This window comes from Streptomyces sp. NPDC024698 (assembly GCF_055559015.1).
In genome coordinates this window covers 54,818-80,871 of record NZ_JBVHLK010000026.1, presented here as the reverse complement: position 1 = coordinate 80,871, position 26,054 = coordinate 54,818, and the positions used below count along the sequence as shown (strand labels likewise).

Here is a 26,054-nt window from a genome sequence, read left to right as displayed (position 1 = left end):
TCCTCCACGGCTACAACTACCATCGCTGCCACACCGCCCTCGGAGGCCAGCCACCCATCAGCCGTGTGAACAACGCTGCGGGTCAATACACCTAGAACCTGGGCGCGTTACGGGACCGCTGCACCCGCGAGGTGCGGCGGTCCTTCGCGTTCCAGCACGCCTTGTGCCAGTGCCGCCGCTCGTCGACGCCCGAGTGCTCCGGCCAGGCCACCACGTGCGGAACACCGGAGGGGATCAACTGGTCGCAGCCGGGGCACCGGTAGGTCTTGCCCTGCGCGCTCGCGCCCGCCACGTGGCGCACGCTCCACTCCTCGCCCTGCCAGCTCTCCGTGGACTGCCAGCCGCCGTAACGGTCCGATGAGTCCTCCTCGGGGCTGCCGCCGGACGAGCCGGCGTCCTTCGGACGGTTGCGACGCGGGGACAAGGGACACCTCACGGAGCTATACAGGGGGCAGGGGCCGACTCAAGCCTACGCGGGACGCACACGGGTACGCGTACGCCGCCGACCCGCGCAGATCCCCCCTCGGACCGTCCTCGGGCCGTCTCCGGACAGCCCAATTCCCAGACAATCCGCAAATCTCTCCGCAAGGCCGTGTCTTCGGCACGTGTCAGGCGGTTATGCCGGTCGGGGGAGCTCCGTGTCGGAGCCGAGGAAGCAGGAAGTTCGATGCACGTTGGAAGCTTTGTACTGGCTGCCCAGTTCCCGGGCCAGGGCCAGGGAGAGGCCCTGCACCGCGCGGTGCGGTCGGCCGAGGTCGCCGAAGAGGCCGGCCTCGACGCCGTCTGGCTGGCCGAACACCACTTCGTGCCGTACGGGACATGCCCGTCGGCCATCACACTCGCCGCGTATCTGCTCGGGCGCACCGACCGGATCCGGATCGGCACGGCGGTCAGCGTGCTGCCCACCGTCCACCCCGTGGCGCTCGGCGAGCAGGCCGCCCTGCTGCATCTGACGTCCGGCGGGCGGTTCTCGCTGGGCGTCGGCCGCGGCGGCCCCTGGGTCGACCTGGAGGTGTTCGGCACGGGTCTCGCGGCATACGAACACGGGTTCCCGGAGTCACTCGATCTGCTGATTCGCTGGCTCCGCGAGCCGTCCGTCGCCGGCGCCTCCGAGCGGTTCCCGTTCCGTGAAGTCCCCGTCGTACCGCGCCCGTCGGAGGCACTGAGCGGGGCTCCGGGCCCCGAGGTGGTCGTGGCGTGCACCTCGCCCGCGAGCGTCCGGCTCGCCGCCGAGCGCGGACTGCCGATGCTTCTGGGCATGCACGTCGGGGACGAGGAGAAGGCCGAAATGGTCGCGCTGTGGCGTCGGCACGCGCGCGCCGCGGGCCGCCCGACGGACGAGATCCTCATGGCCGCGCACGTCTCCGCCGGCGTCTGCCAGATCGCGGACCGCCGCACCGACGCCGTCGAGACGCTCGTCAAGGCGATGCCGGGCTGGCTGAAGCAGGGACTGGACGCCCATGTGACGGTCGACGGCCGCGCCCGCTCGATGCGGGACCCGGTGGCGTACACCGAACTGCTCTGCGGGCTGCACCCGGTGGGCACCCCGCGGCTGTGCGCCGACCGGCTCGCGGCGACCTCGGAGCGCACGGGCATCTCACGCTTCGCCCTGCTCGTCGAGGGTTCGGGCGACCTGGCGGCGACCGAGGAGAACGTACGACGGCTCGGGGCCGAGGTGCTGCCCCAGCTCAGGTGAGCGCACGGGGTCCGGCCCCGACGGGCCGGACACGCGGGGAGCTTGCCGCCCCGGTACCAATGCACCTCCCGCGTACGGAGCGGCAAGCAATGCGGCATCAGTGCGTCAGCAGTCCCTGAACTCCGGGGACTGGTTGAGCAGCTGACTGCGGACCGAGGTGAAGCGTGCCAGTGTGTCGTCCACCGAGTCGTCCAGTGGGAACACCGCCACCCGGTGGCAGTTCTGGAAGGCCAGCCGCACTCCGAAGTGCCGCTGTAGCGCGCCGCGTATCGCGTCACTCGCGAGCGCACGCAGCAACTGGCCACGTGCCTGCTCGTCCGGCGGAGGCGTCTGGTTGTCGGCGAAGTTGCCGCCGTCCACCTTCAGCTGGGCCACCAGGGAGCTGATCATCTCCCACGCGTAGGGCAGGGAGGTCCGGACGCAGTCGACGAATTCAGCTTCATCGACCTCGCCTCGCTCGGCCTGTTGGAGTAGGGCCGGTGAGACGTCGAGCGACATGGGTACTCCTCTCGCACCCCCATACCTCGGGGGTTGCCGGACAGGGACGGGGATCGCGATATCGAACACGCTGAGTACATGTATCGCGACCTCCCGTTCATACGGTAAGCATCGGCAGGTAACGGCACCAGGAGAATGGGCACATAGCGAACTCCCGGTAGGCCGACAATCGGCCACGCCGGAACACGGGACCTTCAGGATCAATGGGGTGACCCGCGAAAACGCCGGCCGGGCCGAGTGGCTGGGACCCGGGGGACAATTGGGGCGAACCACAGGTTTCTCCGCGGGTGCCGCTCCGGGCGGCGATCGCGGGAAGGGATACGGGAATCGCGTACGGCACCGCCGGTCGAGTAGCGTTGCCGACCATGCGTCTCGTCATTGCCCGCTGTTCCGTGGACTACGCGGGCCGGCTCACCGCCCATCTCCCGTCGGCGCCCCGCCTGATCCTCGTGAAGGCGGACGGCAGCGTCTCGATCCACGCGGACGACCGGGCCTACAAGCCCCTCAACTGGATGTCGCCGCCCTGCACACTGAAGGAGGGGTCGGGCGACGACGAAGGCGTCTGGACCGTCATCAACAAGGCGGGCGAGAAGCTCATCATCACGATGGAGGAGATCCTCCACGACTCCTCGCACGAACTCGGCGTGGACCCCGGCCTGATCAAGGACGGCGTGGAAGCGCACCTCCAGGAACTGCTCGCCGACCGCATCGAGACCCTCGGCGAGGGCTACTCGCTCATCCGCCGTGAGTACATGACGGCCATCGGACCCGTGGACATCCTGTGCCGGGACGCCGAGGGGCGGACGGTCGCCGTGGAGATCAAGCGCCGCGGTGAGATCGACGGCGTGGAGCAGCTCACGCGCTATCTGGATCTGCTCAACCGCGACCCGCATCTCGCGCCGGTCCGCGGCATCTTCGCGGCCCAGGAGATCAAGCCCCAGGCCCGCGTCCTCGCCACCGACCGCGGCATCGGCTGCGCGGTCCTGGACTACGACGCCCTGCGCGGCATCGAGGACGACAAGCTGCGGCTGTTCTGAGCCCCCCGCGTTCGTATACGGCGAAGGGCCGGGTCCGTCATCGGACCCGGCCCTTCGCCGTCTCTCCGTACGGTCAGATCACCGCGCCGCTCGACGTGGCCGAGGTGTGCGTCGCGCCGGTGGGCACGGGGCCGCTCGCTGAGTCGGAGGTGCCGGGGCTCGACGAACCGGTGGGCGTCGCCGACGTGGGCGGCGGAGAGGTCGGCGGCTTCGTGGACACGGAGGCCGAGGGGCTCGGGTCGGGGGTCGAGGACGGCCGGTGCGTGGGCCGCTTCGAGGGCGTCCCGGACGGCGACTTCGAGGGCTTGGCCGTGCTGGTGTGCGTCGCGCTCGCCGCGCCGGTCGGCTGCCGGACCTTGGTGGCCGAGGGCGTCGGGTCGTCCGAGGTGCCGTACGTGCCGTCGGGGCCCGGGTCGGTGGGCTTGGCCACGGCGCTGGGCGAGGAGTCGTCGCCCTTCTTGGGCGTGTCGGCGCCCAGGCTGTCGTCCTGGGCGTCCTGCGTGGCGGACGGGTTGACGCCGACCTTCTCGGACGGGGTGTCGTCGTGGTGGTCCGACGTCGCGCCGAGGGTCACCACGGTCCCGAGGACGGCGACGAGGAGCGCGCCCGCGCCCGCGGCGACCAGGTTGCGCCGGGTACCGGCGACGAGCCGTCCGGCGACGCTCCGCGGCTTGTCCGCGGGAACGCCGGGGCGGCCCGGACGGGAGAGCATCACCGTGTCGCCCGACGGGCCGGTGACGACGTACGCGGACGGGACGACCCCGGGAGGCGCCATCGACTCGTCGTGACGCGCGGCGGGCACCTCCTCGCCCGCCGGGGTGTGCCCGCCGGTCAGCTGAGGGGGCCCCGAGCGGTCGGCGACCAGCGCGAGGGCACGGCGGCCGGAGGTGATTCCGCGCTTGTCCGCGAGTTCGCCGCGCAGGGCGACGGACGCCTCCAGTTCGGCGCGGGACCGGTCCAGCTGGTGGCCGCAGAGCGCTAGGACACCCAACTCGTGGTGGAAGTAGGCCTGTTCCGCGATGTCGCCGGCCAGTTCCGAGGCCTCGACCCCGAGCCGCAGGACACGCTCCCAGGCGCTCCAGTTCAGCCCGGAGGCGAAGGCGGGCGCTGCGGTGCGGGCGAGCCGGACGGAGACGGGCTCGTCGCCCTCCTCCAGCGGCGCGGTGGTGACCGGGACGAGCACGTCCAGGGCGGCGAGCACCGCGTCCGCCTCGGCGCAGACCCGCTCCGGGGTGACCGAGGGGTGTCCGGCCCACCAGGTGTAGTGGCGGGCGGCGGCCGACGCGCTCTCCTGGAGCGTCTCCGCGTATCCGGAGGCCTCCAGCTGGGCCTGCACCCCGGCGGCCAGCCGGTAGCGGGAGCCGGCCGGGGAGACCAGCGCGGAGGCGGCGAGCTCGGCGAGCGCGGCGTCGGCGTGGGTGTCGCCCACGAGCGCGGGCAGATGGGCCTGGTGGGGCACCTCGCCGCCGAGCGCGACGGCGAAACGCAGGGTGGCGCGCGCCGACTCGCTGAGCCGGGAGGCGAGCAGCGCGGCGGGCGCGGCGCCCTCGGCGAGGGAGGGCAGCGGTACGTCGGCGCCGTCGCCGGCCCGGAACGGGGCGTCGGCCGGGGCTTCCTGGAAGACCCCGTAGTCGTCGAAGGCCTCTTCGCTGGCCTGGAGCCGGTCGCGCTGCCTCAGCAGTGCTCCGGCCTGGATGAAGCGCAGCGGCAGTCCCTCGGACTCGAACCAGAGGTCACCCGCCCAGTTCGACTCGTCCTCGCTCAGGACGCGTCCGACGGCACGCTCCAGCAGTTCGAGGCCGCCGCTGCGGTCGAGGCCGCCGAGGAGCACCTCCTCCACCTCAGCGTGGGCCGAGGGGAAGGGTATGTCCGGGGTGGCCGCGATCGCGAAGGCGCACTCGGGGGTGGCGTCGAGCAGCAGGTCGAGGGCGCTGCCGCCGATCTCCGCGTCGTCGAGGACGACGACCGCGCCGATCTCGCGGACGAGCACGAGCAGTTCGTCGTGGTCCGGGCGGTGCTGGGGGGCTTCGTAGACGGCGGCGAACAGGTCGTGGAGCACATCGCTCGCGGTGCGCCCGTAGCCGGAGAGGCGGACGACGCCGTCGGGGGCGAGGTCCGCGCAGTCCTCGGCGACGGCGTCCAGCAGGACGGTGCGGCCCGATCCGGAGGGGCCGGTGAGCCGTACCGAGCGTCCGCGGGCGAGGAGGCGCACGAGCTGCTCGCGCTCCTCGTCGCGTTCGAGGAGGGGCAGCCGGGGCTGTGCCGGGCCGGGCGGGGCGGGCGGGCGGGCCGCGCGGTCCAGGTCGGCGCGTTCGGATGCGCCGCGCTTGGCCGGTGTCCCGGGCCGCTCGTGCGGCGGGCAGTTCTCGATCTCGCTGCCGTCGACGGGGTTGACCGTGAGGGCGAATTCGCCGGCCACGAGCCTGACGGTGCGCACGGGTACGGGTTTGTGCTGTCCGAGGTCGGCTGCGAGCGGGTCGCGCGGCGGGCGCGGGCGAGTCACCTGGCCCTCGTCGTCATGGCCGTAGTCCTCGGAGCCCCGGTCGATCGGGTCCATGTTCCAAGCCCCCCAAAAGCGTCGTGTGCCGATGCCCTCCCGGCCTGGCCGCACAGCGCTTCGTCGCTTCTGGTCCGGTGCCCGCTCGTAGGGTTTCGGTCGGCGGGCAGCCGAACCCTAAACCTTCGCACAGTATCTACGAACAGGCGGGGTACCGCGCCGTCCGAACCGTCACAGCTTCGTGAGGATTGTGCACGTGACAGGCCCGGCGCGCCGCTCAGGGCCCCGGCTCGGCATGGCGCCCGGGGCGTGCGCGGTCGCACACGTGGAGCTACGGGGCGCCCGCTCGGGTCACACCCCGGCCGGGGACCCGGGTCCCGCCCGGGCAGGTACGCGCGTCGTACCCGGAGCAGGTGCTCGGGTCACACCCGGGGCAGGGACTCGACCCCGATACCGCCCTCGATCGCCAGGATCCGGTGCAGCCGGGTGGCCACCAGCAGGCGTTGCATCTGCGGCGGCACTCCGCGCAGCACGAGCCGCCGGCCGCATCGCCCGGCGCGCCGGTGGGCCCCCATGATGACACCGAGGCCGGTGGCGTCCCAGGAGTCCAGCTCGGACAGGTCCAGCACCAGATCGCCCGCTCCGTCGTCGACGGCCGAGTGCAGGACCGTGCGGGCGTCCGCCGCGCTGCGCACGTCGAGGCGGCCCCCGACGACCAGCTCGGCGTGGTCGCCCCTGATGTACATATGCGCTCCCCGAGAATGCGTCTCGTAGCTCCGCGTGTGTCTGCTTCCGCGTCTTCGCGTCTTCATGGTGTGCATGGTGTGACTGCCTGAGGGCCGCGGAGGTTGCCGTCTGTAAGCGAACCGATACCGAATTCACCTCATGGAGTGACGTCCGAGAGGTGTGCGCGGTGTCCGTGGCACATGCGGCGGCCGGATCCCGGCCGCCGCATGATCGTTCAGTGCTTGTAGAAGCCCTGCCCGCTCTTGCGCCCGATGTCACCGGCGTCAACCATCCGGCGCATCAGCTCCGGCGGAGCGAACTTCTCGTCCTGGGTCTCGGTGTAGATGTTGCCGGTGGCGTGCAGCAGGATGTCGACGCCCGTGAGGTCGGCGGTGGCGAGGGGGCCCATGGCGTGACCGAAGCCCAGCCGGCAGGCGAGGTCGATGTCCTCGGCGGTGGCCACGCCCGACTCGTACAACTTCGTCGCCTCGACGACGAGGGCCGAGATGAGGCGGGTGGTGACGAACCCGGCGACGTCGCGGTTGACGACGATGCAGGTCTTGCCCACGGACTCGCTGAACGCACGCGCGGTGGCGAGCGTTTCGTCGCTGGTCTTGTAGCCGCGGACCAGCTCGACGAGCTGCATCATCGGGACCGGCGAGAAGAAGTGCACGCCGACGACGCGCTCGGGGCGCTCCGTGGCCGCCGCGATCTTGGTGATCGGGATCGCGGAGGTGTTGGAGGCGAGCACGGTGTCCGGGCGGACGATCTTGTCCAGGGCCTGGAAGATCTCGTGCTTGACCTCGAGCTTCTCGAAGACCGCCTCGACGACGATGTCCGCTTCGGCGGCGGCGTCCAGGTCGGTGGTCGCCGTGATGCGCCCGAGCGCGGCCTCCGCGTCGGCGGCGTCCAGCTTGCCCTTGCTCACGAACTTGTCGTACGAGGCCCTGATGCCGTCGAGGCCGCGGTTCAGCGCCTCGTCGGTGACATCGCGCAGAACGACGTCCCAGCCCGCCTGCGCGGAGACCTGGGCGATGCCGGACCCCATGAGTCCGGCTCCGATGACGGCGAGCTTCCCAGCCACTCAGACTCCCTTAACACGCTGCTTGTGTATGCCTCTTCGGCGGAGAGTAGCGTTCGGAAGGGGGCGTGAAACCGGTAAGTAACGCGTGTCACGGTCTCAGGGCGTGAGACACCCGTCACGTCCGGTCCCGACGGTGACCGCCGCCGTCCTCCCGGCCCCGGCGCCCCTCCCCTTCGGGCGGTACCGCCCCCCGCCTAGGCTGGCCCCATGGTCAATCTGACGCGCATCTACACCAGGACCGGCGACCAGGGCACCACCGCCCTCGGAGACATGAGCAGGGTCGCCAAGACCGATCTGCGGATCTCGGCGTACGCCGACGCCAACGAGGCCAACGCCGTCATCGGCACGGCGATCGCGCTGGGCGGTCTGGAGGACGAGGTCGTCCAGGTCCTCACCCGTGTGCAGAACGACCTGTTCGACGTCGGCGCGGATCTGTCGACGCCGGTGGCCGAGGACCCGAAGTTCCCGCCGCTGCGGGTCGAGCAGTTCTACGTCGACCGGCTGGAGGCGGACTGCGACCTGTTCAACGAGCGGCTGGAGAAGCTGCGCTCCTTCATCCTGCCCGGCGGCACCGCGGGCGCCGCGCTCCTGCACCAGGCGTGCACGGTCGTGCGCCGGGCCGAGCGCTCGACCTGGGCCGCGCTGGAGGTCCACGGCGAGGCGATGAACCCGCTCACCGCCACCTACCTCAACCGGCTCTCGGACCTCCTGTTCATCCTGGCCCGTACGGCCAACAAGGACACCGGCGACGTGCTGTGGGTCCCCGGCGGGGAGCGCTGAGCGACTCCCGGTCCCACCCGCCAGACCGCACGAAGGGCGTCCGCGCCGGGCTCGAAGATCATGTCGAGCCCGCTGCCGCGGGCGCCCTTCGCCGTCCCCGTCACCGGCTCCGGCGGAGCGCGGGCGGGGAGGCGAAGGCCCACGTCAGCCGCCTGCCGGGGCGTCGCGATCACGCACCCAACCGCCAATGTGCCTTCCGCTCAACGGAGTTGAGACTCCATCACGAGAGCGAAACAGTGGTCCAGACCTATTGACCCATGGTCCAGACCTTCCTATTCTCACGGCACCGTGGGTGTGAAGGCTCAGTCACGCCCCTCCCCCTCAACTCCCCCGAGGAGGCGCGGAATGCGCTTCAGACAACGCGCGACGGCAGGGCTCGCGACCCTGCTGCTCCCCCTGGCCGGCCTGGTCGGACTCGCGAGTCCCGCCCAGGCCGCGGCCACCGCCACCGCCACGTACGCCAAGACCCAGGACTGGGGCACCGGCTTCGAGGGCAAGTGGACGGTCACGAACACCGGCAGCGCCGCGATCAGTTCGTGGACGATCCAGTGGGACTTCCCGTCCGGCACCTCGGTCACCTCGGCCTGGGACGCGGACGTCACCAGCTCCGGCACCCACTGGACCGCCAAGAACAAGTCCTACAACGGCAGCCTCGCCGCGGGCGCCTCCGTCTCCTTCGGCTTCAACGGAGCGGGCTCCGGCTCTCCCTCCAACTGCACGCTGAACGGCGGCAGTTGTGACGGCGGCACCACCGTCCCCGGTGACAACCCGCCCTCCGCGCCCGGCACCCCCACCGCCTCCTCCGTCACCGACACCTCGGTGAAGCTCTCCTGGAGCGCGGCCACCGACGACAAGGGCGTCAAGAACTACGACGTCCTGCGCGGCGGCACCAAGGTCGCGACCGTGACGACGACCTCGTACACGGACACCGGCCTGACCGCCGGCAACGACTACTCGTACACGGTCCAGGCCCGTGACACCGCCGACCAGACCGGTTCGGTCAGCGGCGCGGTCGCGGTCCACACCACCGGCGGCACCACCGACCCGCCGCCCAGCGGCAAGGCCGTCAAGCTCGGCTACTTCACCGAGTGGGGCATCTACGGCCGCAACTACAACGTCAAGAACCTGGTGACGTCGGGCTCGGCCGCCAAGATCACGCACATCAACTACGCCTTCGGCAACGTCACCAACGGCCAGTGCGCCATCGGCGACTCGTACGCCGACTACGACAAGGCCTTCACCGCCGACCAGTCGGTCAGCGGCGTCGCCGACACCTGGGACCAGCCGCTGCGCGGCAACTTCAACCAGCTGCGCGAGCTCAAGGCCAAGTACCCGAACCTCAAGGTCCTCTGGTCCTTCGGCGGCTGGACCTGGTCCGGCGGCTTCGCCCAGGCGGCGGCCAACCCGGCCGCGTTCGCGAACTCCTGCTACAACCTCGTGAAGGACCCCCGCTGGGCCGATGTCTTCGACGGCATCGACATCGACTGGGAGTACCCGAACGCCTGCGGTCTCTCCTGCGACACCAGCGGTGCAGCGGCCTACAAGAACCTGATGCAGGCCCTGCGCGCCAAGTTCGGCACGGGCAACCTGGTCACCGCGGCCACCACGGCCGACGGCACCTCCGGCGGCAAGATCGACGCCGCCGACTACGCGGGCGCCTCGCAGTACGTCGACTGGTACAACGTGATGTCGTACGACTTCTTCGGAGCGTTCGCCGCGCAGGGCCCGACCGCCCCGCACTCCCCGCTCACCTCGTACAGCGGCATCCCGACGCCCGGCTTCACCACCGCCGACGCGATCGCCAAGTTCAAGGCCAAGGGCGTGCCCGCGAGCAAGCTGCTCATCGGCATCGGCTTCTACGGCCGCGGCTGGACCGGCGTGACCCAGGCCGCGCCCGGCGGCACGGCGACCGGCCCGGCGGCCGGCACCTACGAGCAGGGCATCGAGGACTACAAGGTCCTCAAGACGTCCTGCCCCTCCACGGGCCTCGTCGCGGGCACGGCGTACGCCTACTGCGGCAACAACTGGTGGTCGTACGACACCCCGGCCACCATCGGGACGAAGATGTCGTGGGCCAAGAGCCAGGGCCTGGGCGGCGCCTTCTTCTGGGAGTTCAGCGGTGACACCAGCAACGGTGAACTGGTCGGCGCCATCAACACCGGCCTGAGCTGATCACCGGACCGGACACCGGTCCACAACGCACCAAGAACCGCGGGCAGGCCTCAGGGTCTGTCCGCGGTTCGCTGTTCCGTGGGTCTCAGGCGACGTTCACCCTCTGGCCGGGCGGAGCCGCCTCCAGCCAGGCGAGGAATCCGGTCAGCGCGTCCTCGCTCATCGCCAGTTCGAGGCGGGTCCCGCGGTGGAGGCAGGCCAGGATGATCGCGTCCGAGAGCAGCGCGAGCTCCTCCTCGCCGTCGGCGGCGCGACGGCCGGCCACCTCGATCGCGGAGCGTTCGAGGAGACGACGCGGTCGGGGGGCGTACGAGAAGACGCGGTACCACTCGACCCGGTCGCCGTTGTAGCGGGCCACGCCATAGCTCCAGCCCTTGCCACTGGGGTCACCCTTCTCGGGGACGTCCCAGCGCAGGCTGCAATCGAACGTTCCGCCGGAACGCTGGATGAGCCGGCGTCGGAGGCCGAAGACGAACAGCCCCACCACCACGAGCGCCACTACCACTCCGCACACAGTCAGAGCGAGGACCATCGACACCGACCTCCTCGTCTCCTAGGTAACGGAAAAGAAAAAACGTCCGGATTTGCCTCAGCCGCGGCCAGGGCCGGAGTGATCCGGTCCCAGCCGCGGCTGAGGCAAAGCCTTGCACAGTGCTCCCCCGGCGCTCGACGCGCCGGGGTCGCACCGATCGTCAGTGGTTCGTCACCGCACGCAGACGGACGTCCGCGCGACGCTCGGCGGACGCGTCGGCGTCCGACTTCGCGCGCTCGAGCGCCCGCTCCGCACGCTGGACGTCGATCTCGTCCGACAGCTCGGCGATCTCGGCCAGCAGCGACAGCTTGTTGTCGGCGAAGGAGATGAAACCGCCGTGCACCGCGGCGACGACCGTTCCACCATCACTCGTACGAATGGTCACCGGGCCCGACTCCAGCACACCGAGAAGCGGCTGGTGACCGGGCATGACGCCGATGTCGCCGGACGTGGTACGCGCGACGACCAGGGTGGCCTCGCCGGACCAGACACTGCGGTCCGCGGCGACGAGCTCGACGTGCAGCTCAGCAGCCAAGGTGGGCTCCTCGGGTCACCACCCGGCGTTGCTGCCGGGTGTTGGGTCAAAGTCTAGTAGGCGTACGGAGGGGGAAGGACCGCACCCCGCGAGGTGCGGCCCCGCCCCCTCAGTCAGAACACGAGGTTCAGGAGACGCCGAGCTCCTTGGCGTTGGCCTTGAGGTCCTCAATGCCACCGCAGAGGAAGAACGCCTGCTCCGGGAAGTGGTCGTACTCGCCGTCGATGATCGCGTTGAAGGCCGCGATCGACTCGTCCAGCGGGACGTCCGACCCGTCGACGCCGGTGAACTGCTTGGCGACGTGGGTGTTCTGGGACAGGAAGCGCTCCACGCGACGGGCACGGTGGACGGTGAGCTTGTCCTCCTCGCCCAGCTCGTCGATACCGAGGATCGCGATGATGTCCTGAAGGTCCTTGTACTTCTGGAGAACCGACTTGACGCGCATCGCGGCCGCGTAGTGGTCCGCCGCGATGTAGCGGGGGTCCAGGATGCGGGACGTGGAGTCCAGCGGGTCCACGGCCGGGTAGATGCCCTTCTCGGAGATCGGACGGGAGAGAACCGTCGTCGCGTCGAGGTGGGCGAACGTGGTGGCCGGGGCCGGGTCGGTCAGGTCGTCCGCGGGGACGTAGATCGCCTGCATCGAGGTGATCGAGTGACCACGGGTCGAGGTGATGCGCTCCTGGAGGAGACCCATCTCGTCGGCCAGGTTCGGCTGGTAACCCACCGCGGAGGGCATACGGCCGAGCAGGGTCGAGACCTCGGAACCGGCCTGCGTGAAGCGGAAGATGTTGTCCACGAAGAACAGCACGTCCTGCTTCTGCACATCGCGGAAGTACTCCGCCATGGTCAGACCCGCGAGGGCCACGCGCAGACGGGTGCCCGGGGGCTCGTCCATCTGGCCGAAGACAAGGGCGGTCTTGTCGATGACGCCCGAGTCCGCCATCTCCTCGATGAGGTCGTTGCCCTCACGCGTGCGCTCGCCGACACCGGCGAACACGGAGACACCGTCGTGGTTGTTGGCGACGCGGTAGATCATCTCCTGGATGAGCACCGTCTTGCCGACACCGGCGCCACCGAACAGACCGATCTTTCCACCCTTGACGTACGGGGTGAGAAGGTCGATGACCTTGACGCCGGTCTCGAACATCTCGGTCTTCGACTCGAGCTCGTCGAAGCGCGGGGCCTTGCGGTGGATGGACCAGCGCTCGCCCGAGTACTTCTCGTCCGAGTTCAGCACCTCACCGAGGGTGTTGAACACCTTGCCCTTGGTGAAGTCGCCGACCGGGACGGTGATGCCCGCGCCCGTGTCGGTGACCGCGGCCTGGCGGACCAGACCGTCGGTGGGCTGCATGGAGATCGTACGGACCAGGCCGTCACCCAGGTGCTGGGCGACTTCCAGGGTCAGCGTCTTCTTCTCGCCGGCGTTGGCCGGGTCGGCCACCTCGACGTGAAGGGCGTTGTAGATGTCCGGCATCGCGTCGACGGGGAACTCCACGTCGACGACCGGGCCGATGACCCGGGCGACGCGGCCCGTGGCAACGGCCGTCTCAGAAGTCGTCGTCATTACTTGTCACTCCCCGCGGTCGCGTCGGCAAGGGCTGCGGAGCCGCCGACGATCTCGCTGATTTCCTGGGTGATTTCGGCCTGGCGGGCCGCATTGGCAAGGCGGGAGAGCGAAGTGATCAGGTCTCCCGCGTTGTCGGTCGCCGACTTCATCGCGCGGCGCGTGGCGGCGTGCTTGGAAGCAGCCGACTGGAGCAGCGCGTTGTAGATACGGCTCTCGACGTAGCGCGGCAGAAGGGCGTCAAGGACGTCCTCCGCCGACGGCTCGAACTCGTACAGCGGAAGGATCTCGCCCTCGGGCGCTTCCTCCGCCACCTCTTCGAGGCGAAGCGGCAGCAGCCGGCCGTCGATGGCCGTCTGCGTCATCATCGAGACGAACTCGGTGTAGACGATGTGGAGTTCATCCACCCCGCCGTCCGCCGTGTCCTTCTCGATGGCCTCGATCAGCGGACCCGCGACCTTCTTCGCGTCCGCGTACGTGGGCTCGTCGGTGAAGCCCGACCACGATTCCACGACCTTGCGCTCGCGGAAGTTGTAGTGGGCCAGACCGCGGCGGCCGACGATGTACGTGTCGACCTTCTTGCCCTCGGCCTCGAGACGGACGGTCAACTGCTCTGCCGCCTTGATGGCGTTGGAGTTGAAGGCGCCGGCCAGTCCGCGGTCGCTCGTGAGGAGCAGAACCGCGGAACGGGTCGCCGTCTCCGCCTCCGTGGTCAGCGGGTGCTTGGTGTTCGAGCCGGTGCCGACCGCCGTGACCGCGCGGGTGAGCTCGGTCGCGTAGGGCGTGGAGGCCGCCACCTTGCGCTGCGCCTTGACGACGCGCGAGGCGGCGATCATCTCCATCGCCTTGGTGATCTTCTTGGTCGCGGTGACGGATCGGATGCGACGCTTGTAGACCCGGAGCTGGGCTCCCATGAGTCAGGTCCCTTCCTTACGTCACTTGGCGGCGGCCGGAGCGTCCTCGCCGAGAAGCTTCCCGTCCGAGGTCTCGAACTGCTTCTTGAACTCCGTGATGCCGTCGGCGATGGCGGTGAGCGTGTCGTCCGACATCTTGCCGCCCTCCTTGATGGAGGTCATGAGGCCCTGCTCCTTGCGGTGCAGGTACTCCAGGAGCTCCTTCTCGAAGCGGCGGATGTCGGCGACCGGCACGTCGTCCATCTTGCCGGTGGTCGCGGACCACACGGAGACGACCTGGTCCTCGGTGGCCATCGGCTGGTACTGAGCCTGCTTGAGCAGCTCGACCAGACGCTGACCGCGCTCCAGCTGCGACTTCGACGCGGCGTCCAGGTCGGAACCGAAGGCGGCGAACGCCTCCAGCTCGCGGTACTGGGCCAGGTCGAGGCGAAGACGGCCGGAGACCTGCTTCATCGCCTTGTGCTGGGCGGAGCCACCGACGCGGGAGACCGAGATACCGACGTTCAGGGCCGGACGCTGGCCGGCGTTGAACAGGTCGGACTCCAGGAAGCACTGGCCGTCGGTGATGGAGATGACGTTGGTCGGGATGAACGCCGACACGTCGTTCGCCTTGGTCTCGACGATCGGCAGACCCGTCATCGAACCGGCGCCCAGGTCGTCGGAGAGCTTCGCGCAGCGCTCCAGCAGACGGGAGTGCAGGTAGAAGACGTCGCCGGGGTAGGCCTCGCGGCCCGGCGGGCGGCGGAGCAGCAGGGACACGGCGCGGTAGGCGTCGGCCTGCTTCGAGAGGTCGTCGAAGATGATGAGGACGTGCTTGCCCTCGTACATCCACTGCTGGCCGATGGCCGAACCGGTGTACGGCGCAAGGTACTTGAAGCCGGCCGGGTCGGACGCCGGGGCGGCGACGATGGTCGTGTACTCCAGCGCGCCGGCCTCTTCGAGGGCGCCACGCACGGAGGCGATGGTCGAACCCTTCTGACCGATGGCGACGTAGATGCAGCGGACCTGCTTCTTGGTGTCGCCCGAGCGCCAGTTGTCGCGCTGGTTGATGATCGTGTCGACGGCCAGCGCGGTCTTGCCGGTCTGACGGTCGCCGATGATCAGCTGACGCTGGCCACGGCCGATCGGGGTCATCGCGTCGACGGCCTTGTAGCCCGTCTCCATCGGCTCGTGCACCGACTTACGGACCATGACGCCCGGGGCCTGCAGCTCGAGGGCGCGGCGGCCGGACGTCTCGATCTCGCCGAGGCCGTCGATCGGGTTGCCGAGCGGGTCGACCACGCGGCCGAGGTAGCCCTCGCCCACGGCGACGGACAGCACCTCACCGGTGCGCTGCACCGGCTGGCCCTCTTCGATACCGCTGAACTCGCCGAGGATGACCGCACCGATCTCGCGCTCTTCCAGGTTCAGCGCGAGGCCGAGGGTTCCGTCCTCGAACTTCAGCAGCTCGTTCGCCATGGCCGAGGGAAGACCCTCGATCTTGGCGATACCGTCGCCGGCGACGGTGACCGTACCGACCTCCTCGCGCGAGGCCGCGTCCGGCTGGTACGACTGGACAAAGTTCTCCAGTGCGTCCCGGATCTCCTCCGGCCGGATCGTGAGCTCCGCCATCTGGGTTCCCTGCTCTCCTTGTTGGGCCCGAAGTTTCACTTTGGGGGGATGGGGACTCCCCCCGATGAGAGGTGAATCCTCTGCACGGCCCAACCAGGGCCGTAATTGCGTACTGCTTATGTATGTACTAGCTCGCCATGCGGCGGGCGGCGTCCTCAAGGCGGTCCGCGATGGAACCGTTGATGACCTCGTCGCCGACCTGCACCCGGATCCCGCCGAGGACATCGGGGTCCACGTCGAGGTTGAGGTGCATCGGGCGGCCGTAGAGCTTCGCCAGAACGGCGCCGAGGCGCTGCTTCTGGCCGTCACTCAGCGGCACCGCCGAGGTGACCACGGCGACCATGCGGTCGCGGCGCTCGGCGGCGAGCCTGGACAGGGACTCGAGTCCCGCTTCCAGGCTACGTCCGCGCGGCGCGGTCACGAGGCGCGTCACCAGACGCTCGGTCGTCACGTCGGCCCGACCGCCGAGCAGGCTGCGCAGCAGCTCGCTCTTGGCCGCCGTGGTGGCGGCCCGGTCGGTCAGCGCGGCGCGCAGCTCGGTGTTCGAGGCGACGATCCGGCCGAAGCGGAACAGCTCGTCCTCGACGTCGTCGAGCGCGCCCGTCCGCTGCGCCGCCGTGAGATCGGCGGTGGCGGTGAGCTCCTCAAGAGCGTCCACCAGGTCGCGGGGCTGCGACCAGCGGGAACGCACCATGCCGGAGACCAGGTCGGTGGCACTGCCGCCCACCTGGGTGCCCAGCAGGCGCTGGACCAGCTCGGCCTTGGCCTCGCCGGGCTGCGCCGGGTCGGTGAGGACCCGACGCAGCGACACCTCGCGGTGGAGCAGCGCGGTGACCGCGGCCAGCTCGTCGGCGAGCAGGCCCGCGTCCACGGACGTCGAGTCCGTCAGCGCGTCGAGACGCTCACGTGCGGCTGCGGTTGCCTCGCGGCTCGCTCCGTGCGCAGTCATCGAGCCGCCTCGGCCTTCTCCTCAAGCTCGGAGAGGAAACGGTCGATGACACGGCTCTGGCGGGCGTGGTCCTCAAGGGACTCGCCGACCAGCTTGCCGGCCAGGTCGGTGGCAAGCGTGCCGACGTCCTGACGCAGCGACTGCGCGGCGGCCTTGCGGTCGGCCTCGATCTGCGTGTGGCCGGCGGCGAGGATCTCGTCGCGCTGCCGCTGGCCTTCCGCGCGCATCTCGGCGATGAGCGTGGCGCCCTGTTCCTGGGCGTCCTGGCGCAGGCGCGCGGCCTCGTGACGGGCTTCGGCGAGCTGAGCCTTGTACTGCTCAAGAACGCTCTGGGCCTCGGTCTGCGCGGCCTCGGCCTTCTCGATACCGCCCTCGATGGCCTCGCGGCGCTGCTCCAGAACCTTGTTGATGTTCGGGAGAAGCTTCCAGGCCAGGAAACCGAAGACGATGACGAAGGCGAGCAGGCCGATGACAAGCTCGGGGATCGGCGGGATGAGAGGGTTTTCCTTCTCCTCGGCCGCCAGAATGAGCAAGTGGCTCATGTCAGTGCCTTTCGTCTAGTGGGCTGTCGCTGATCGGGTGGATCAGACGCCGTAGACGAACGGCATGACCAGACCGATGAGGGCGAGCGCCTCACAGAAGGCGAAGCCGAGGATCTGGTTGGCGCGGATCAGACCGGCGGCCTCGGGCTGACGGGCGAGAGCCTGGGTGCCGTTACCGAAGATGATGCCGACGCCGACGCCGGGGCCGATGGCCGCGAGGCCGTAACCGATCGAGCCGAGCGAGCCGGAGACAGCGGCAAGGGTCTGGGACATGCCAGTTCTTCCTTTTCTTTACGGACCGGTGGGGGTTGGCCACCGGACGACTGCGGGGTCGAGAGAGGGGCGCCGCTCAGTGGTGCTCGGCCAGCGCGCCCTGGATGAAGGTGCAGGTCAGCAGCACGAACACGTACGCCTGCAAGGCCTGGATGAACAGCTCGAAGGCCGTCATGACGATGACCATGACGAACGAGACGCCTGCGTAGGCGATCCCGACGCCGTTGAGCAGGTACCAGGACGCGATCGTGAACAGCAGCAGCAGGGTGTGACCCGCGAACATGTTCGCGAAGAGTCGCACCGCGTGCGTGAACGGCCGGACGATCAGGTTCGAGAGCAGCTCGATGAACATGGCCAGCGGGAGAACCGGGCCGAGCGACTTGTCGTAGCCGCTGAAGTTCTTGAACGCTCCGACGAATCCGTGGCGCTTGAACGTCAGGGACACCCAGACGATGTAGACGATGCCGGCCAGTACCGCGGGGTACGAGATGATCGCCGTGACCGGGAACTGGGCGACCGGAATGATCGACCAGAGGTTCATCATCCAGATGAAGAAGAACAGCGAGACGACCAGCGGGACGTACTTCTCGCCTTCCTTCTTGCCGATCGTCTCGTAGACGACGCCGCGCCGGATGAAGTCGTAGCCGGTCTCGGCCACCATCTGGAGCTTGCCCGGGACGACCTTCGGCTTGCGGAAGGCGGCCCAGAAGAAGGCGACGACGACGAGCGAACCGAGCAGCGCCAGGAGCATCGTCTTGTTGAAGTACAAGTTGCTGTCCCCGTCGCCCCAGAGAGGCTCGAACAGGAACGAGTGCAGGCCGGGTGCCGGGAAGCCACAACCGTCGAAGATGTGGCAGTCGGTCTCGAAGGCGAGCACCTGCGTCGGGTCAGCACTCACCGCGGGCTCCTTCAGCGTGGCGCATAGGTACGGCATCCTCGTTGTGTCGGCGCGGCGCGCAGCCGCGGTTCGGCACTTGGCTGGTGTAACGGATGTGGGGGCGGCAGAGGGGCATCAAGCCTCGCGATCGAACAGGCGTCAGCTCAGATGCCCGCGCCCGCGATGCCGCAGTTGGCACCGGACGATAGCAGGATCTCCTACGTGCACTTATCCCGGCCCTACCCCTCACGACGAGTGCCCCTTGTTCTCGGGCTTTTCGGCCTTCGAGGAGTCGGGTTCGACGTAGAGGATCTTGGCCTTCATATGGGCACGCGCCTGCGCGCCGATCCACACGAGGGTGGTGGCGACCAGGGTGAGCGCGAAGGACTTGGGATTGAACAGCGAGGTGTTCTTGAACACGGCGACGAAGATGAAGAGCAGAAGAATCTGCGCCGTGTAGAGCAAGAGCCCCATCGCCTGGAACAAGTGCGGAAGCGATTTGGCGGTGCGCTGCAGAACGTAGAGGCCCAGCCCCATGAAGAGGATCACCACCAGCGTCGCGACGACCGCCCCGAGCGCTCCCTTGCCGCCGGCGACCACACCGCTGACGACGGCGGCAATCGCGCCGACGGCGGCTGTGGGAACAGCGGTCTGAAGGAGGATCCGGGCGTCATTGGACGGCATGGCGGCAACTCCGCTTGCTAAGGGGGGCGTGTCGTCATGGACGAGCGTAGTCCCGGGCTGAGAGAGAACCTCACGCCAAAGGACCGTCGTACAGGGGTCCTTCGGCTCTGCCCTGGGTTCTCGTGAACCGTATCACAAACTATTTGATGAGGTCTTTACCTGGTTGGTGTGCTGACTGTCACACATGAGAGTGAAGCTGCGCGTCTGTGCAGTGCGGGTGCCCTTTTGTCTGGTATTGGGCGGTTTTACTCCCCCACGATTTGGTCACGCGTTAGTCAGATTCTTACCTTCGGCTCAGCGCGAGGATTCGGTCTCGCGCCGGTCCAGGAGGCGCGGACGCGTACCGATCGCCGTCGCTCCGTTGACTCCCGAGACACCCGCCGCCACCGGAGCACGGTGCTCACGCGCCTCGTCCGGCTCGCCCGCGGCCGCCGCCTCGTGGGTCACGGGCGCACCGTCCAGGGCGGCCGCGGCGGCGGCCCTGCGGCGCCGGTAGCGAGGCGGCAGGAGGTGCTCGGCCCAGCGCGGGGCACGCGGCGTGAAGCGCGGCAGCAGAAGCAGCACGAGACCGACGGCGCTGAGCGCCGCGATGGCGAGCACGCTCCACATGGCACCGGAGTTGACCGAGTACGCGAGGGCGCCGAAGGCGATCAGCGCCGACCAGAAGTACATGATCAGGACCGCGCGGCTGTGCGAGTGGCCCACCTCCAGGAGGCGGTGGTGCAGATGCCCCCGGTCCGCGGCGAACGGCGACTGCCCGCGCCAGGTGCGCCGCACGATCGCGAGCACCAGGTCGGCGGCCGGGATCGCGATGATCGTCAGCGGCAGCAGCAGCGGGATGAACACCGGCACCGTCTGGTGCACGGTGTTGCGCTCGGAACCGGAGAACAGGTTCATCACGTCGGGGTCGATCTGCCCGGTGATGGAGATCGCGCCGGCGGCCAGCACCAGACCGATGAGCATCGAGCCCGAGTCGCCCATGAAGATCCGCGCGGGGTGCATGTTGTGCGGCAGGAAGCCCAGGCACATGCCCATCAGGATCGCCGCGAACAGCGTCGCCGGGGCGGCGGCCTCGATGCCGTACGAGTACCAGATCCGGTAGGCGTACAGGAAGAACGCGGCGGAGGCGATGCACACCATGCCCGCGGCCAGGCCGTCGAGACCGTCCACGAAGTTGACCGCGTTGATGGTGATGACCACGAGCGCCACCGTCAGCAGCGTTCCCTGCCACTGGGTCAGCGCGACCAGGCCGACCCCGGGGATCGGCAGCCACAGGATCGTCAGACCCTGCATGACCATCACGCCGGCGGCGATCATCTGGCCGCCCAGCTTGATCAGGGCGTCGATCTCGAACTTGTCGTCCAGCACACCGATCAGCCAGATCAGCGCGGCTCCGGAGAGCAGGGCACGCGGTTCGTTGGAGTTCGAGAAGACCGCGTTGAGGTTCTTCAGGTGGTCGGCGACCAGCAGGCCGGCGCACAGTCCGAAGAACATCGCGATGCCGCCGAGCCGCGGCGTGGGTTCACGGTGCACGTCACGCGCCCGGATTTCCGGCATGGCTCCGGCCACGATCGCGAATTTCCGTACCGGCCCTGTCAGCAGGTACGTCACCGCGGCCGTGATGCAGAGCGTCAGCAGGTATTCACGCACGGGCTTCCCCACAGGTCTCGCTGGCCATCACAGCCCCACACCCTAGCGATGCACGCATATGGTTGAGGACTTTCGGGTAGCGACGATGGTTGCACGAGTGGCTGTGCAGTCCCGTACGCGTACCCCCGGTCAGTCCGGATAAGGCGCAAATCTACCGGTCAGATCGCGCACCTCGTCCCGCGCCCTCCGGCCGTCGATCTCGTCCCGCAGCACCCCCGCGAACAGGGCCGCGACCCGTGCCATCTCCGGCTCGCCCATCCCCTGGGTGGTCAGCGCCGCGGTGCCGAGCCGCAGGCCGCGGGTGTCACCGTGAGGCAGCGCACAGGTGTCGAGGACCATACCGGCGGCGGCCAGCCGGCCCCGCGCGACGCGCCCCTCGGCACCGAGCGGCGCCGGATCCGCGACGAGCAGATGGGTGTCGGTGCCGCCCGTGGTGACCACGAGCCCCTCCGCCTCCAGACCCGCGGCCAGCACCCGCGCGTTGGCGGTCACCTGATGGACGTACGCCGTGAAGGCCGGGGTCGCGGCCTCGCCGAACGCGACGGCCTTGGCCGCGATGGTGTTCATCTGCGCACCGCCCTGGGTGAAGGGGAACACGGCCCGGTCGACCCGCTCGGCCAGTTCGCCGCCGCACAGGAGCATCCCGCCGCGCGGCCCCCGCAGCACCTTGTGCGTGGTGGCGCACACGACATCGGCGTACGGCACCGGGTTCGGCGCCGCTCCCCCCGCGACGAGCCCGATGGGGTGGGCGGCGTCCGCGATGAGATAGGCGCCGACCTCGTCGGCGATCTCCCGGAACAGCGCGTAGTCGATGTGCCGGGGATACGAGATCGACCCGCAGACGACGGCCTTCGGGCGGCGGGCGCGGGCCAGGGTGCGCACCTGCTCGTAGTCGATCAGTCCGGACTCCGCCTCGACGCCGTAGCCGACGAAGTCGAACCAGCGTCCGGAGAAGTTCGCGGGCGATCCGTGGGTGAGGTGACCGCCGAAGGGCAGCCCCATCGCCAGGACGGTGTCACCGGGGCGCAGCAGGGCGGCGTAAGCGGCCAGGACGGCCGAACTGCCGGAGTGGGACTGGACGTTGGCGTGTTCGGCGCCGAACAGGGCCTTGGCGCGGTCGACGGCGATCCGCTCGGCGACGTCGACGATCTCGCAGCCGCCGTGGTGGCGCGCGCCGGGATACCCCTCCGCGTACTTGTTCGCCAGCGGCGAGCCGAGCGCGGCCAGCACGGCCGGTGACGTGAAGTTCTCGGCCGCGATCAGCTGGAGCGTGGTCGACTGCCGGTCCAGCTCACCGTTGAGGATCTCCGCGAGCTCGGGGTCCTGACGGCTCAGTACATCCGCTTCGGGCATGGTGGCGACCGGCATGGTGGACTCCGGACATCTGCGGGGGACGCTTATGTCCAATGTAGGACCGGGACCGGTGCCACGCCCGGTGTCACGTCCGCGCGGGTACCCCCGTCAGGGCGGTGACGACCGGGTCCAGTGCCTCGTTGATCTCGTCCCCGATGGACCGGAAGAACGGCAGGGGCGCCCCGTAGGGGTCGAACACCTCGTCGGCCTCCGCGGTCGGGGCCAGCAGCCAGCCGCGCAGGGCCGCCGCGGCCCGCACCAGGGCGACGGCCCGCTCGATCACACCGTCCTGGAGGGGCGGCAGGGTCGCGGTGTCTATGGCGCGGACCAGCCGGGTGAACTCCTTGAGGGTGAAGGTGCGCAGACCCGCGGAGTGGCCCATGGAGATGACCTGGGCGCGGTGGTCGCGGGTGGCCGTCAGGACCAGGTCGGCGCGGATGACGTGGTCGTCGAGGAGCTCGCGTCCCACGAAGCCCGAGGGGTCGGCGCCGAAGTCGGTCAGGACGGTGGCCGCGTTGGCCTCCATGGGCGCGCCCTCGTGGCCCCAGGTGCCGGCGCTCTCCACGATGAGCCCGCCCCACAGGGGGTCGCCCAGCCGGTCCGCCAGGGCATGCCGGGTCAGCCGCTCGGTGATCGGCGAGCGGCACACGTTGCCGGTGCTGACGTGGAGGATGCGGAAGGACCCGCTCGGGGATCCGCCGGGCCCGGTGATCCCCGTGCCTATGCCACGCATGGGGATGCTCCCTGCTCGGACCGAGCCGGGAGCCCGGAGGGCTCGGGGGCTGTCAATTCGCCACCTCGAGGTCGGGTACGACCTTGCGGAGCTCCTCCGCCGACAGGGCGCCCGCGCGCAGCAGGACGGGCACCTTGCCGGTGACGTCGACGATCGAGGAGGGCACGTTGCCGGGGGTCGGGCCGCCGTCCAGGTAGACCGAGACGGAGTCGCCGAGCATGTCCTGGGCGGCGTCGCAGGTCTCCGGGGAGGGGTGGCCCGTGAGGTTGGCGGAGGAGACGGCCATCGGGCCGACCTCGGTCAGCAGCTCGATGGCGACGGGGTGCAGCGGCATACGGATCGCCACCGTGCCCCGGGTGTCCCCCAGGTCCCACTGGAGCGACGGCTGGTGCTTGGCGACGAGGGTGAGCGCGCCCGGCCAGAACGCGTCGACGAGCTCCCAGGCCATCTCGGAGAAGTCCGTGACGAGGCCGTGCAGGGTGTTCGGGGAGCCGATGAGCACGGGGGTGGGCATGTTGCGGCCCCGTCCCTTGGCGTCGAGCAGGTCGGCGACGGCCTCGGAGGTGAACGCGTCGGCGCCGATGCCGTAGACGGTGTCGGTGGGGAGGACCACCAGTTCGCCACGGCGGACGGCGGACGCCGCCTCACGCAGACCTGTCGTGCGGTCGGTCGCGTCGTTGGTGTCGTATCGCCGTGCCATTTAGCGGGCCTCCTCATACACGTACTGCTGGCTGGGGGTGCGAAGAAACGCGACGCGGGCGAACGCGGTGCGCGGGCGCGCGAGGGCGGCGCGCGCCGGGGCCGGGTGGACCGGGTGGGCCGTGCTCACGGCATCGCCTTGCGGGCGGTCGCGAACCGCGGCCGGTTGTTGAGGTCCGGGTGGTCGGCGGCGTCGGCCCAGCCCCGCTCCTCGGTGAAGATCCAGGGGACCTGTCCGCCCTGGGTGTCGGCGTGCTCGATGACGACGACGCCGCCGGGGCGCAGCAGCCGGTGCGCGGTGCGCTCGATGCCGCGGATGAGGTCGAGTCCGTCCTCGCCGGAGAACAGGGCGAGTTCGGGGTCGTAGTCGCGGGCCTCCGGCTGTACGTACTCCCATTCGGTGAGCGGGATGTACGGCGGGTTGGAGATCACCAGGTCGACCTGGCCGTCGAGGTCGGGGAACGACGCGAGGGCGTCTCCCTGGCGCAGGTCGACCCTGGACCCCTCGACGTTCTTGCGCGTCCACCGGAGGGCGTCCTCGGACAGCTCCACGGCGTGCACGCGGGAGCGCGGGACCTCCTGGGCGAGGGCGAGCGCGATGGCGCCCGAGCCGGTGCACAGGTCGACGATCAGCGGTTCGACGACGTCCATCGCGCGGACGGCGTCTATGGCCCAGCCCACGACCGACTCGGTCTCCGGGCGGGGCACGAAGACGCCGGGCCCCACCTGGAGTTCGAGATAGCGGAAGTACGCGCGCCCGGTGATGTGCTGGAGCGGCTCGCGGGCCTCGCGGCGCGCGGTCACCTCCCAGTAGCGGGCGTCGAAGTCCACGTCCTTGACGGTGTGCAGCTCGCCCCGCTTCACGCCGTGCACGAAGGCGGCGAGCTCCTCCGCGTCGTTGCGCGGCGAGGGCACGCCGGCGTCGGCCAGCCGCTGGGTGGCCTGGGCCACTTCCGCGAGCAGCAGGTTCACGCTGGTCCTCCGGGCTGAGCTGTTGTCGTGGGTCGTGCGGTGATTACGCTGCGGCGAGCTTGGCGGCCGAGTCCGCGTCGACGCAGGCCTGGATGACGGCGTCGAGCTCTCCGTCGAGGACCTGGTCCAAGTTGTACGCCTTGAAGCCGACGCGGTGGTCCGAGATGCGATTCTCCGGGAAGTTGTACGTACGGATCTTCTCGGAGCGGTCGACCGTGCGGACCTGGCTGCGGCGGACGTCGGAGGCCTCCCGCTCCGCTTCCTCCTGCGCCGCCGCGAGGAGCCTGGAGCGCAGGATACGCATCGCCTGCTCCTTGTTCTGAAGCTGGCTCTTCTCGTTCTGGCAGGAAGCGACGACTCCGGTGGGAATGTGCGTGATGCGCACCGCGGAGTCGGTCGTGTTGACGGACTGGCCGCCGGGGCCCGAGGAGCGGTAGACGTCGATCCGCAGATCGTTCGCGAGGATCTCGACCTCGACCTCCTCGGCCTCGGGCGTGACGAGGACGCCGGCGGCCGAGGTGTGGATACGGCCCTGCGACTCGGTGGAGGGCACGCGCTGCACGCGGTGCACACCGCCCTCGTACTTCAGGCGGGCCCAGACGCCCTGGCCGGGCTCGGTCGCGCCCTGGCCGCCCTTGGTCTTCACGGCGACCTGGACGTCCTTGTAGCCGCCGAGCTCGGACTCGGTGGCGTCGATGATCTCGGTCTTCCAGCCGATGCGCTCGGCGTAGCGCAGGTACATGCGCAGCAGGTCTCCGGCGAACAGGGCGGACTCGTCGCCTCCGGCGCCCGCCTTGATCTCCAGGATGACGTCCTTGTCGTCGCTCGGGTCGCGCGGGACCAGCAGCAGGCGGAGCTTCTCGGTGAGCTCCTCGCGCTGCTTCTCCAGGTCCTTGACCTCGGCGGCGAAGTCGGGGTCGTCGGCGGCGAACTCCTTGGCCGTGCCGATGTCGTCCCCGGTCTGCTTCCAGGAGCGGTACGTCGCGACGATCGGGGTCAGCTCGGCGTAGCGCTTGTTGAGCTTGCGCGCGTTGGCCTGGTCGGCGTGGACCGACGGGTCAGCGAGCTTCTTCTCCAGATCGGCGTGCTCGCCGATCAGTTCCTCGACCGCCTCGAACATCTCCGGCTCCAATGGACTGTCCCCGGTTCCGGGAGGGCCCGGGGACGTAGGTACGGCGTGGGGTTCCCCTGCTCGATCGCGTCGAGAGCCCGGGGAGGGGGCTGGACCGCAAAGCGCCGGTCCCGGCGTCCCCCGTGCGGGAGACTCCGAAGACCGGCGCTGTGGGCTCGCTACTTGTTGGCAGCGGCAGCCTTGCCGAAGCGGGCCTCGAAGCGGGCCACACGGCCACCGGTGTCGAGGATCTTCTGCTTGCCCGTGTAGAACGGGTGGCACTCGGAGCAGACCTCGGCACGGACGGTGCCGCTGGAGATCGTGCTGCGGGTGGTGAACGACGCGCCACAGGTGCAGCTGACCTGCGTCTCGACGTACTCGGGGTGGATGTCGCGCTTCAAGGGTGTCTCCTAGTTTCGGGAGGGCGCCGGGTCGCCGCCGCTGGATGCGGATGCGTGAACCGGGGCCGACGTACCAGTCTGCCAGGACTGGCCGTATCCCCCAAAACGGGGGGACGCGGTGATCTATTCCCAGGAGGCCGCGCGGAGCCCGCACGGCACTCGCG

The 26,054-nt window shown here is 69.7% G+C and carries 27 protein-coding genes; 4 read left to right on the top strand and 23 right to left on the bottom strand.

Features of this window, described 5'->3' with window-relative positions:
- Positions 1-91: 91 nt before the first annotated feature.
- On the bottom strand, positions 92-424 hold the full coding sequence (locus ACZ4AA_RS34350) for an ATP/GTP-binding protein (RefSeq protein WP_467611374.1): 333 nt from the start codon (positions 422-424) through the stop codon (positions 92-94).
- 243 nt (positions 425-667) lie between these two features.
- Between ACZ4AA_RS34350 and ACZ4AA_RS34345 the strand changes: the two genes are divergently transcribed.
- On the top strand, positions 668-1,696 hold the full coding sequence (locus ACZ4AA_RS34345; protein WP_467611372.1) for an LLM class flavin-dependent oxidoreductase: 1,029 nt from the start codon (positions 668-670) through the stop codon (positions 1,694-1,696).
- Between the two features lie 105 nt (positions 1,697-1,801).
- Here the strand turns inward: ACZ4AA_RS34345 and ACZ4AA_RS34340 are convergent, their stop codons facing one another.
- Entirely contained in the window at positions 1,802-2,194 is a 393-nt protein-coding gene (locus ACZ4AA_RS34340; RefSeq protein ID WP_266762851.1) for an SCO5389 family protein, read from the bottom strand.
- A gap of 365 nt (positions 2,195-2,559) precedes the next feature.
- Between ACZ4AA_RS34340 and nucS the strand changes: the two genes are divergently transcribed.
- Positions 2,560-3,231 (top strand): endonuclease NucS, encoded by a 672-nt coding sequence (gene nucS / locus ACZ4AA_RS34335; protein ID WP_467611370.1) that lies wholly within the window; start codon positions 2,560-2,562, stop codon positions 3,229-3,231.
- 73 nt (positions 3,232-3,304) lie between these two features.
- Here the strand turns inward: nucS and ACZ4AA_RS34330 are convergent, their stop codons facing one another.
- The 3 genes from ACZ4AA_RS34330 to ACZ4AA_RS34320 all read right to left on the bottom strand — a co-directional run bounded on the left by ACZ4AA_RS34330 (position 3,305) and on the right by ACZ4AA_RS34320 (position 7,538).
- Positions 3,305-5,788, bottom strand: a complete 2,484-nt coding sequence (locus ACZ4AA_RS34330) for an ATP-binding protein (protein ID WP_467611368.1) — start codon at positions 5,786-5,788, stop codon at positions 3,305-3,307.
- Between the two features lie 362 nt (positions 5,789-6,150).
- Positions 6,151-6,474 (bottom strand): STAS domain-containing protein, encoded by a 324-nt coding sequence (locus ACZ4AA_RS34325; protein ID WP_261707178.1) that lies wholly within the window; start codon positions 6,472-6,474, stop codon positions 6,151-6,153.
- A 215-nt stretch (positions 6,475-6,689) separates the two neighbouring features.
- Entirely contained in the window at positions 6,690-7,538 is an 849-nt protein-coding gene (locus tag ACZ4AA_RS34320) for a 3-hydroxyacyl-CoA dehydrogenase family protein (protein WP_467611366.1), read from the bottom strand.
- A 207-nt stretch (positions 7,539-7,745) separates the two neighbouring features.
- Here ACZ4AA_RS34320 and ACZ4AA_RS34315 point away from each other — a divergent pair, with 207 nt between their 5' ends.
- Positions 7,746-8,318 carry a cob(I)yrinic acid a,c-diamide adenosyltransferase gene (locus ACZ4AA_RS34315; RefSeq protein ID WP_467611364.1) on the top strand — a complete coding sequence of 191 codons (573 nt, stop codon included), beginning with the start codon at positions 7,746-7,748 and terminating at the stop codon, positions 8,316-8,318.
- A gap of 345 nt (positions 8,319-8,663) precedes the next feature.
- The gene (locus ACZ4AA_RS34310; protein ID WP_467611362.1) at positions 8,664-10,490 is read left to right on the top strand and encodes a glycosyl hydrolase family 18 protein; all 1,827 of its coding nucleotides are present in this window, start codon (positions 8,664-8,666) and stop codon (positions 10,488-10,490) included.
- A gap of 85 nt (positions 10,491-10,575) precedes the next feature.
- On the opposite strand, the gene ACZ4AA_RS34305 is transcribed toward ACZ4AA_RS34310, so the two are convergent.
- The 18 genes from ACZ4AA_RS34305 to rpmE form a co-directional block, all read right to left on the bottom strand.
- Positions 10,576-11,022 (bottom strand): DUF2550 domain-containing protein, encoded by a 447-nt coding sequence (locus ACZ4AA_RS34305; protein WP_451403583.1) that lies wholly within the window; start codon positions 11,020-11,022, stop codon positions 10,576-10,578.
- Between the two features lie 160 nt (positions 11,023-11,182).
- Positions 11,183-11,557 (bottom strand): F0F1 ATP synthase subunit epsilon, encoded by a 375-nt coding sequence (locus tag ACZ4AA_RS34300; protein WP_467611360.1) that lies wholly within the window; start codon positions 11,555-11,557, stop codon positions 11,183-11,185.
- Between the two features lie 127 nt (positions 11,558-11,684).
- Positions 11,685-13,121 carry a F0F1 ATP synthase subunit beta gene (gene atpD, locus ACZ4AA_RS34295; protein WP_355760460.1) on the bottom strand — a complete coding sequence of 479 codons (1,437 nt, stop codon included), beginning with the start codon at positions 13,119-13,121 and terminating at the stop codon, positions 11,685-11,687.
- Positions 13,121-14,035 (bottom strand): F0F1 ATP synthase subunit gamma, encoded by a 915-nt coding sequence (locus ACZ4AA_RS34290; protein ID WP_467611358.1) that lies wholly within the window; start codon positions 14,033-14,035, stop codon positions 13,121-13,123. The genes atpD and ACZ4AA_RS34290 overlap by 1 nt, the downstream gene beginning before the upstream one ends.
- Before the next feature lie 21 nt (positions 14,036-14,056).
- On the bottom strand, positions 14,057-15,646 hold the full coding sequence (gene atpA / locus ACZ4AA_RS34285) for a F0F1 ATP synthase subunit alpha (protein WP_467611356.1): 1,590 nt from the start codon (positions 15,644-15,646) through the stop codon (positions 14,057-14,059).
- A 127-nt stretch (positions 15,647-15,773) separates the two neighbouring features.
- Complete coding sequence (locus ACZ4AA_RS34280) at positions 15,774-16,595, bottom strand: F0F1 ATP synthase subunit delta (RefSeq protein ID WP_467611354.1); 822 nt, start codon at positions 16,593-16,595, stop codon at positions 15,774-15,776.
- Positions 16,592-17,137: a F0F1 ATP synthase subunit B gene (locus tag ACZ4AA_RS34275; RefSeq protein ID WP_389404679.1), complete on the bottom strand. Its 546-nt coding sequence runs from the start codon at positions 17,135-17,137 to the stop codon at positions 16,592-16,594. The genes ACZ4AA_RS34280 and ACZ4AA_RS34275 overlap by 4 nt, the downstream gene beginning before the upstream one ends.
- Before the next feature lie 42 nt (positions 17,138-17,179).
- Positions 17,180-17,410, bottom strand: a complete 231-nt coding sequence (gene atpE / locus ACZ4AA_RS34270; RefSeq protein ID WP_031039373.1) for an ATP synthase F0 subunit C — start codon at positions 17,408-17,410, stop codon at positions 17,180-17,182.
- A 76-nt stretch (positions 17,411-17,486) separates the two neighbouring features.
- Positions 17,487-18,308, bottom strand: coding sequence for a F0F1 ATP synthase subunit A (gene atpB, locus ACZ4AA_RS34265; protein ID WP_467611352.1), 822 nt, complete (start codon positions 18,306-18,308; stop codon positions 17,487-17,489).
- Between the two features lie 225 nt (positions 18,309-18,533).
- The gene (locus ACZ4AA_RS34260; RefSeq protein WP_389404677.1) at positions 18,534-18,971 is read right to left on the bottom strand and encodes a hypothetical protein; all 438 of its coding nucleotides are present in this window, start codon (positions 18,969-18,971) and stop codon (positions 18,534-18,536) included.
- Between the two features lie 294 nt (positions 18,972-19,265).
- Positions 19,266-20,621, bottom strand: a complete 1,356-nt coding sequence (locus tag ACZ4AA_RS34255; protein ID WP_467611350.1) for an MraY family glycosyltransferase — start codon at positions 20,619-20,621, stop codon at positions 19,266-19,268.
- Positions 20,622-20,750: 129 nt separating this feature from the next.
- Entirely contained in the window at positions 20,751-21,989 is a 1,239-nt protein-coding gene (locus tag ACZ4AA_RS34250; RefSeq protein WP_467611348.1) for a serine hydroxymethyltransferase, read from the bottom strand.
- Positions 21,990-22,059: 70 nt separating this feature from the next.
- Positions 22,060-22,707 (bottom strand): arsenate reductase/protein-tyrosine-phosphatase family protein, encoded by a 648-nt coding sequence (locus tag ACZ4AA_RS34245; RefSeq protein WP_467611346.1) that lies wholly within the window; start codon positions 22,705-22,707, stop codon positions 22,060-22,062.
- A gap of 52 nt (positions 22,708-22,759) precedes the next feature.
- On the bottom strand, positions 22,760-23,407 hold the full coding sequence (locus ACZ4AA_RS34240) for an L-threonylcarbamoyladenylate synthase (protein WP_339131555.1): 648 nt from the start codon (positions 23,405-23,407) through the stop codon (positions 22,760-22,762).
- Positions 23,408-23,536 (bottom strand): hypothetical protein, encoded by a 129-nt coding sequence (locus tag ACZ4AA_RS34235; protein WP_467611344.1) that lies wholly within the window; start codon positions 23,534-23,536, stop codon positions 23,408-23,410. It abuts the gene before it with no gap.
- Complete coding sequence (gene prmC, locus ACZ4AA_RS34230) at positions 23,533-24,378, bottom strand: peptide chain release factor N(5)-glutamine methyltransferase (protein WP_467611342.1); 846 nt, start codon at positions 24,376-24,378, stop codon at positions 23,533-23,535. Before prmC ends, ACZ4AA_RS34235 begins: the two co-directional genes overlap by 4 nt.
- A gap of 43 nt (positions 24,379-24,421) precedes the next feature.
- Positions 24,422-25,498: a peptide chain release factor 1 gene (prfA, locus tag ACZ4AA_RS34225; protein WP_339131552.1), complete on the bottom strand. Its 1,077-nt coding sequence runs from the start codon at positions 25,496-25,498 to the stop codon at positions 24,422-24,424.
- 170 nt (positions 25,499-25,668) lie between these two features.
- A complete protein-coding gene (gene rpmE, locus ACZ4AA_RS34220) occupies positions 25,669-25,890 on the bottom strand; it encodes a 50S ribosomal protein L31 (RefSeq protein WP_100595864.1) in 222 nt (73 codons plus the stop codon).
- Between the last annotated feature and the right edge of the window lie 164 nt (positions 25,891-26,054).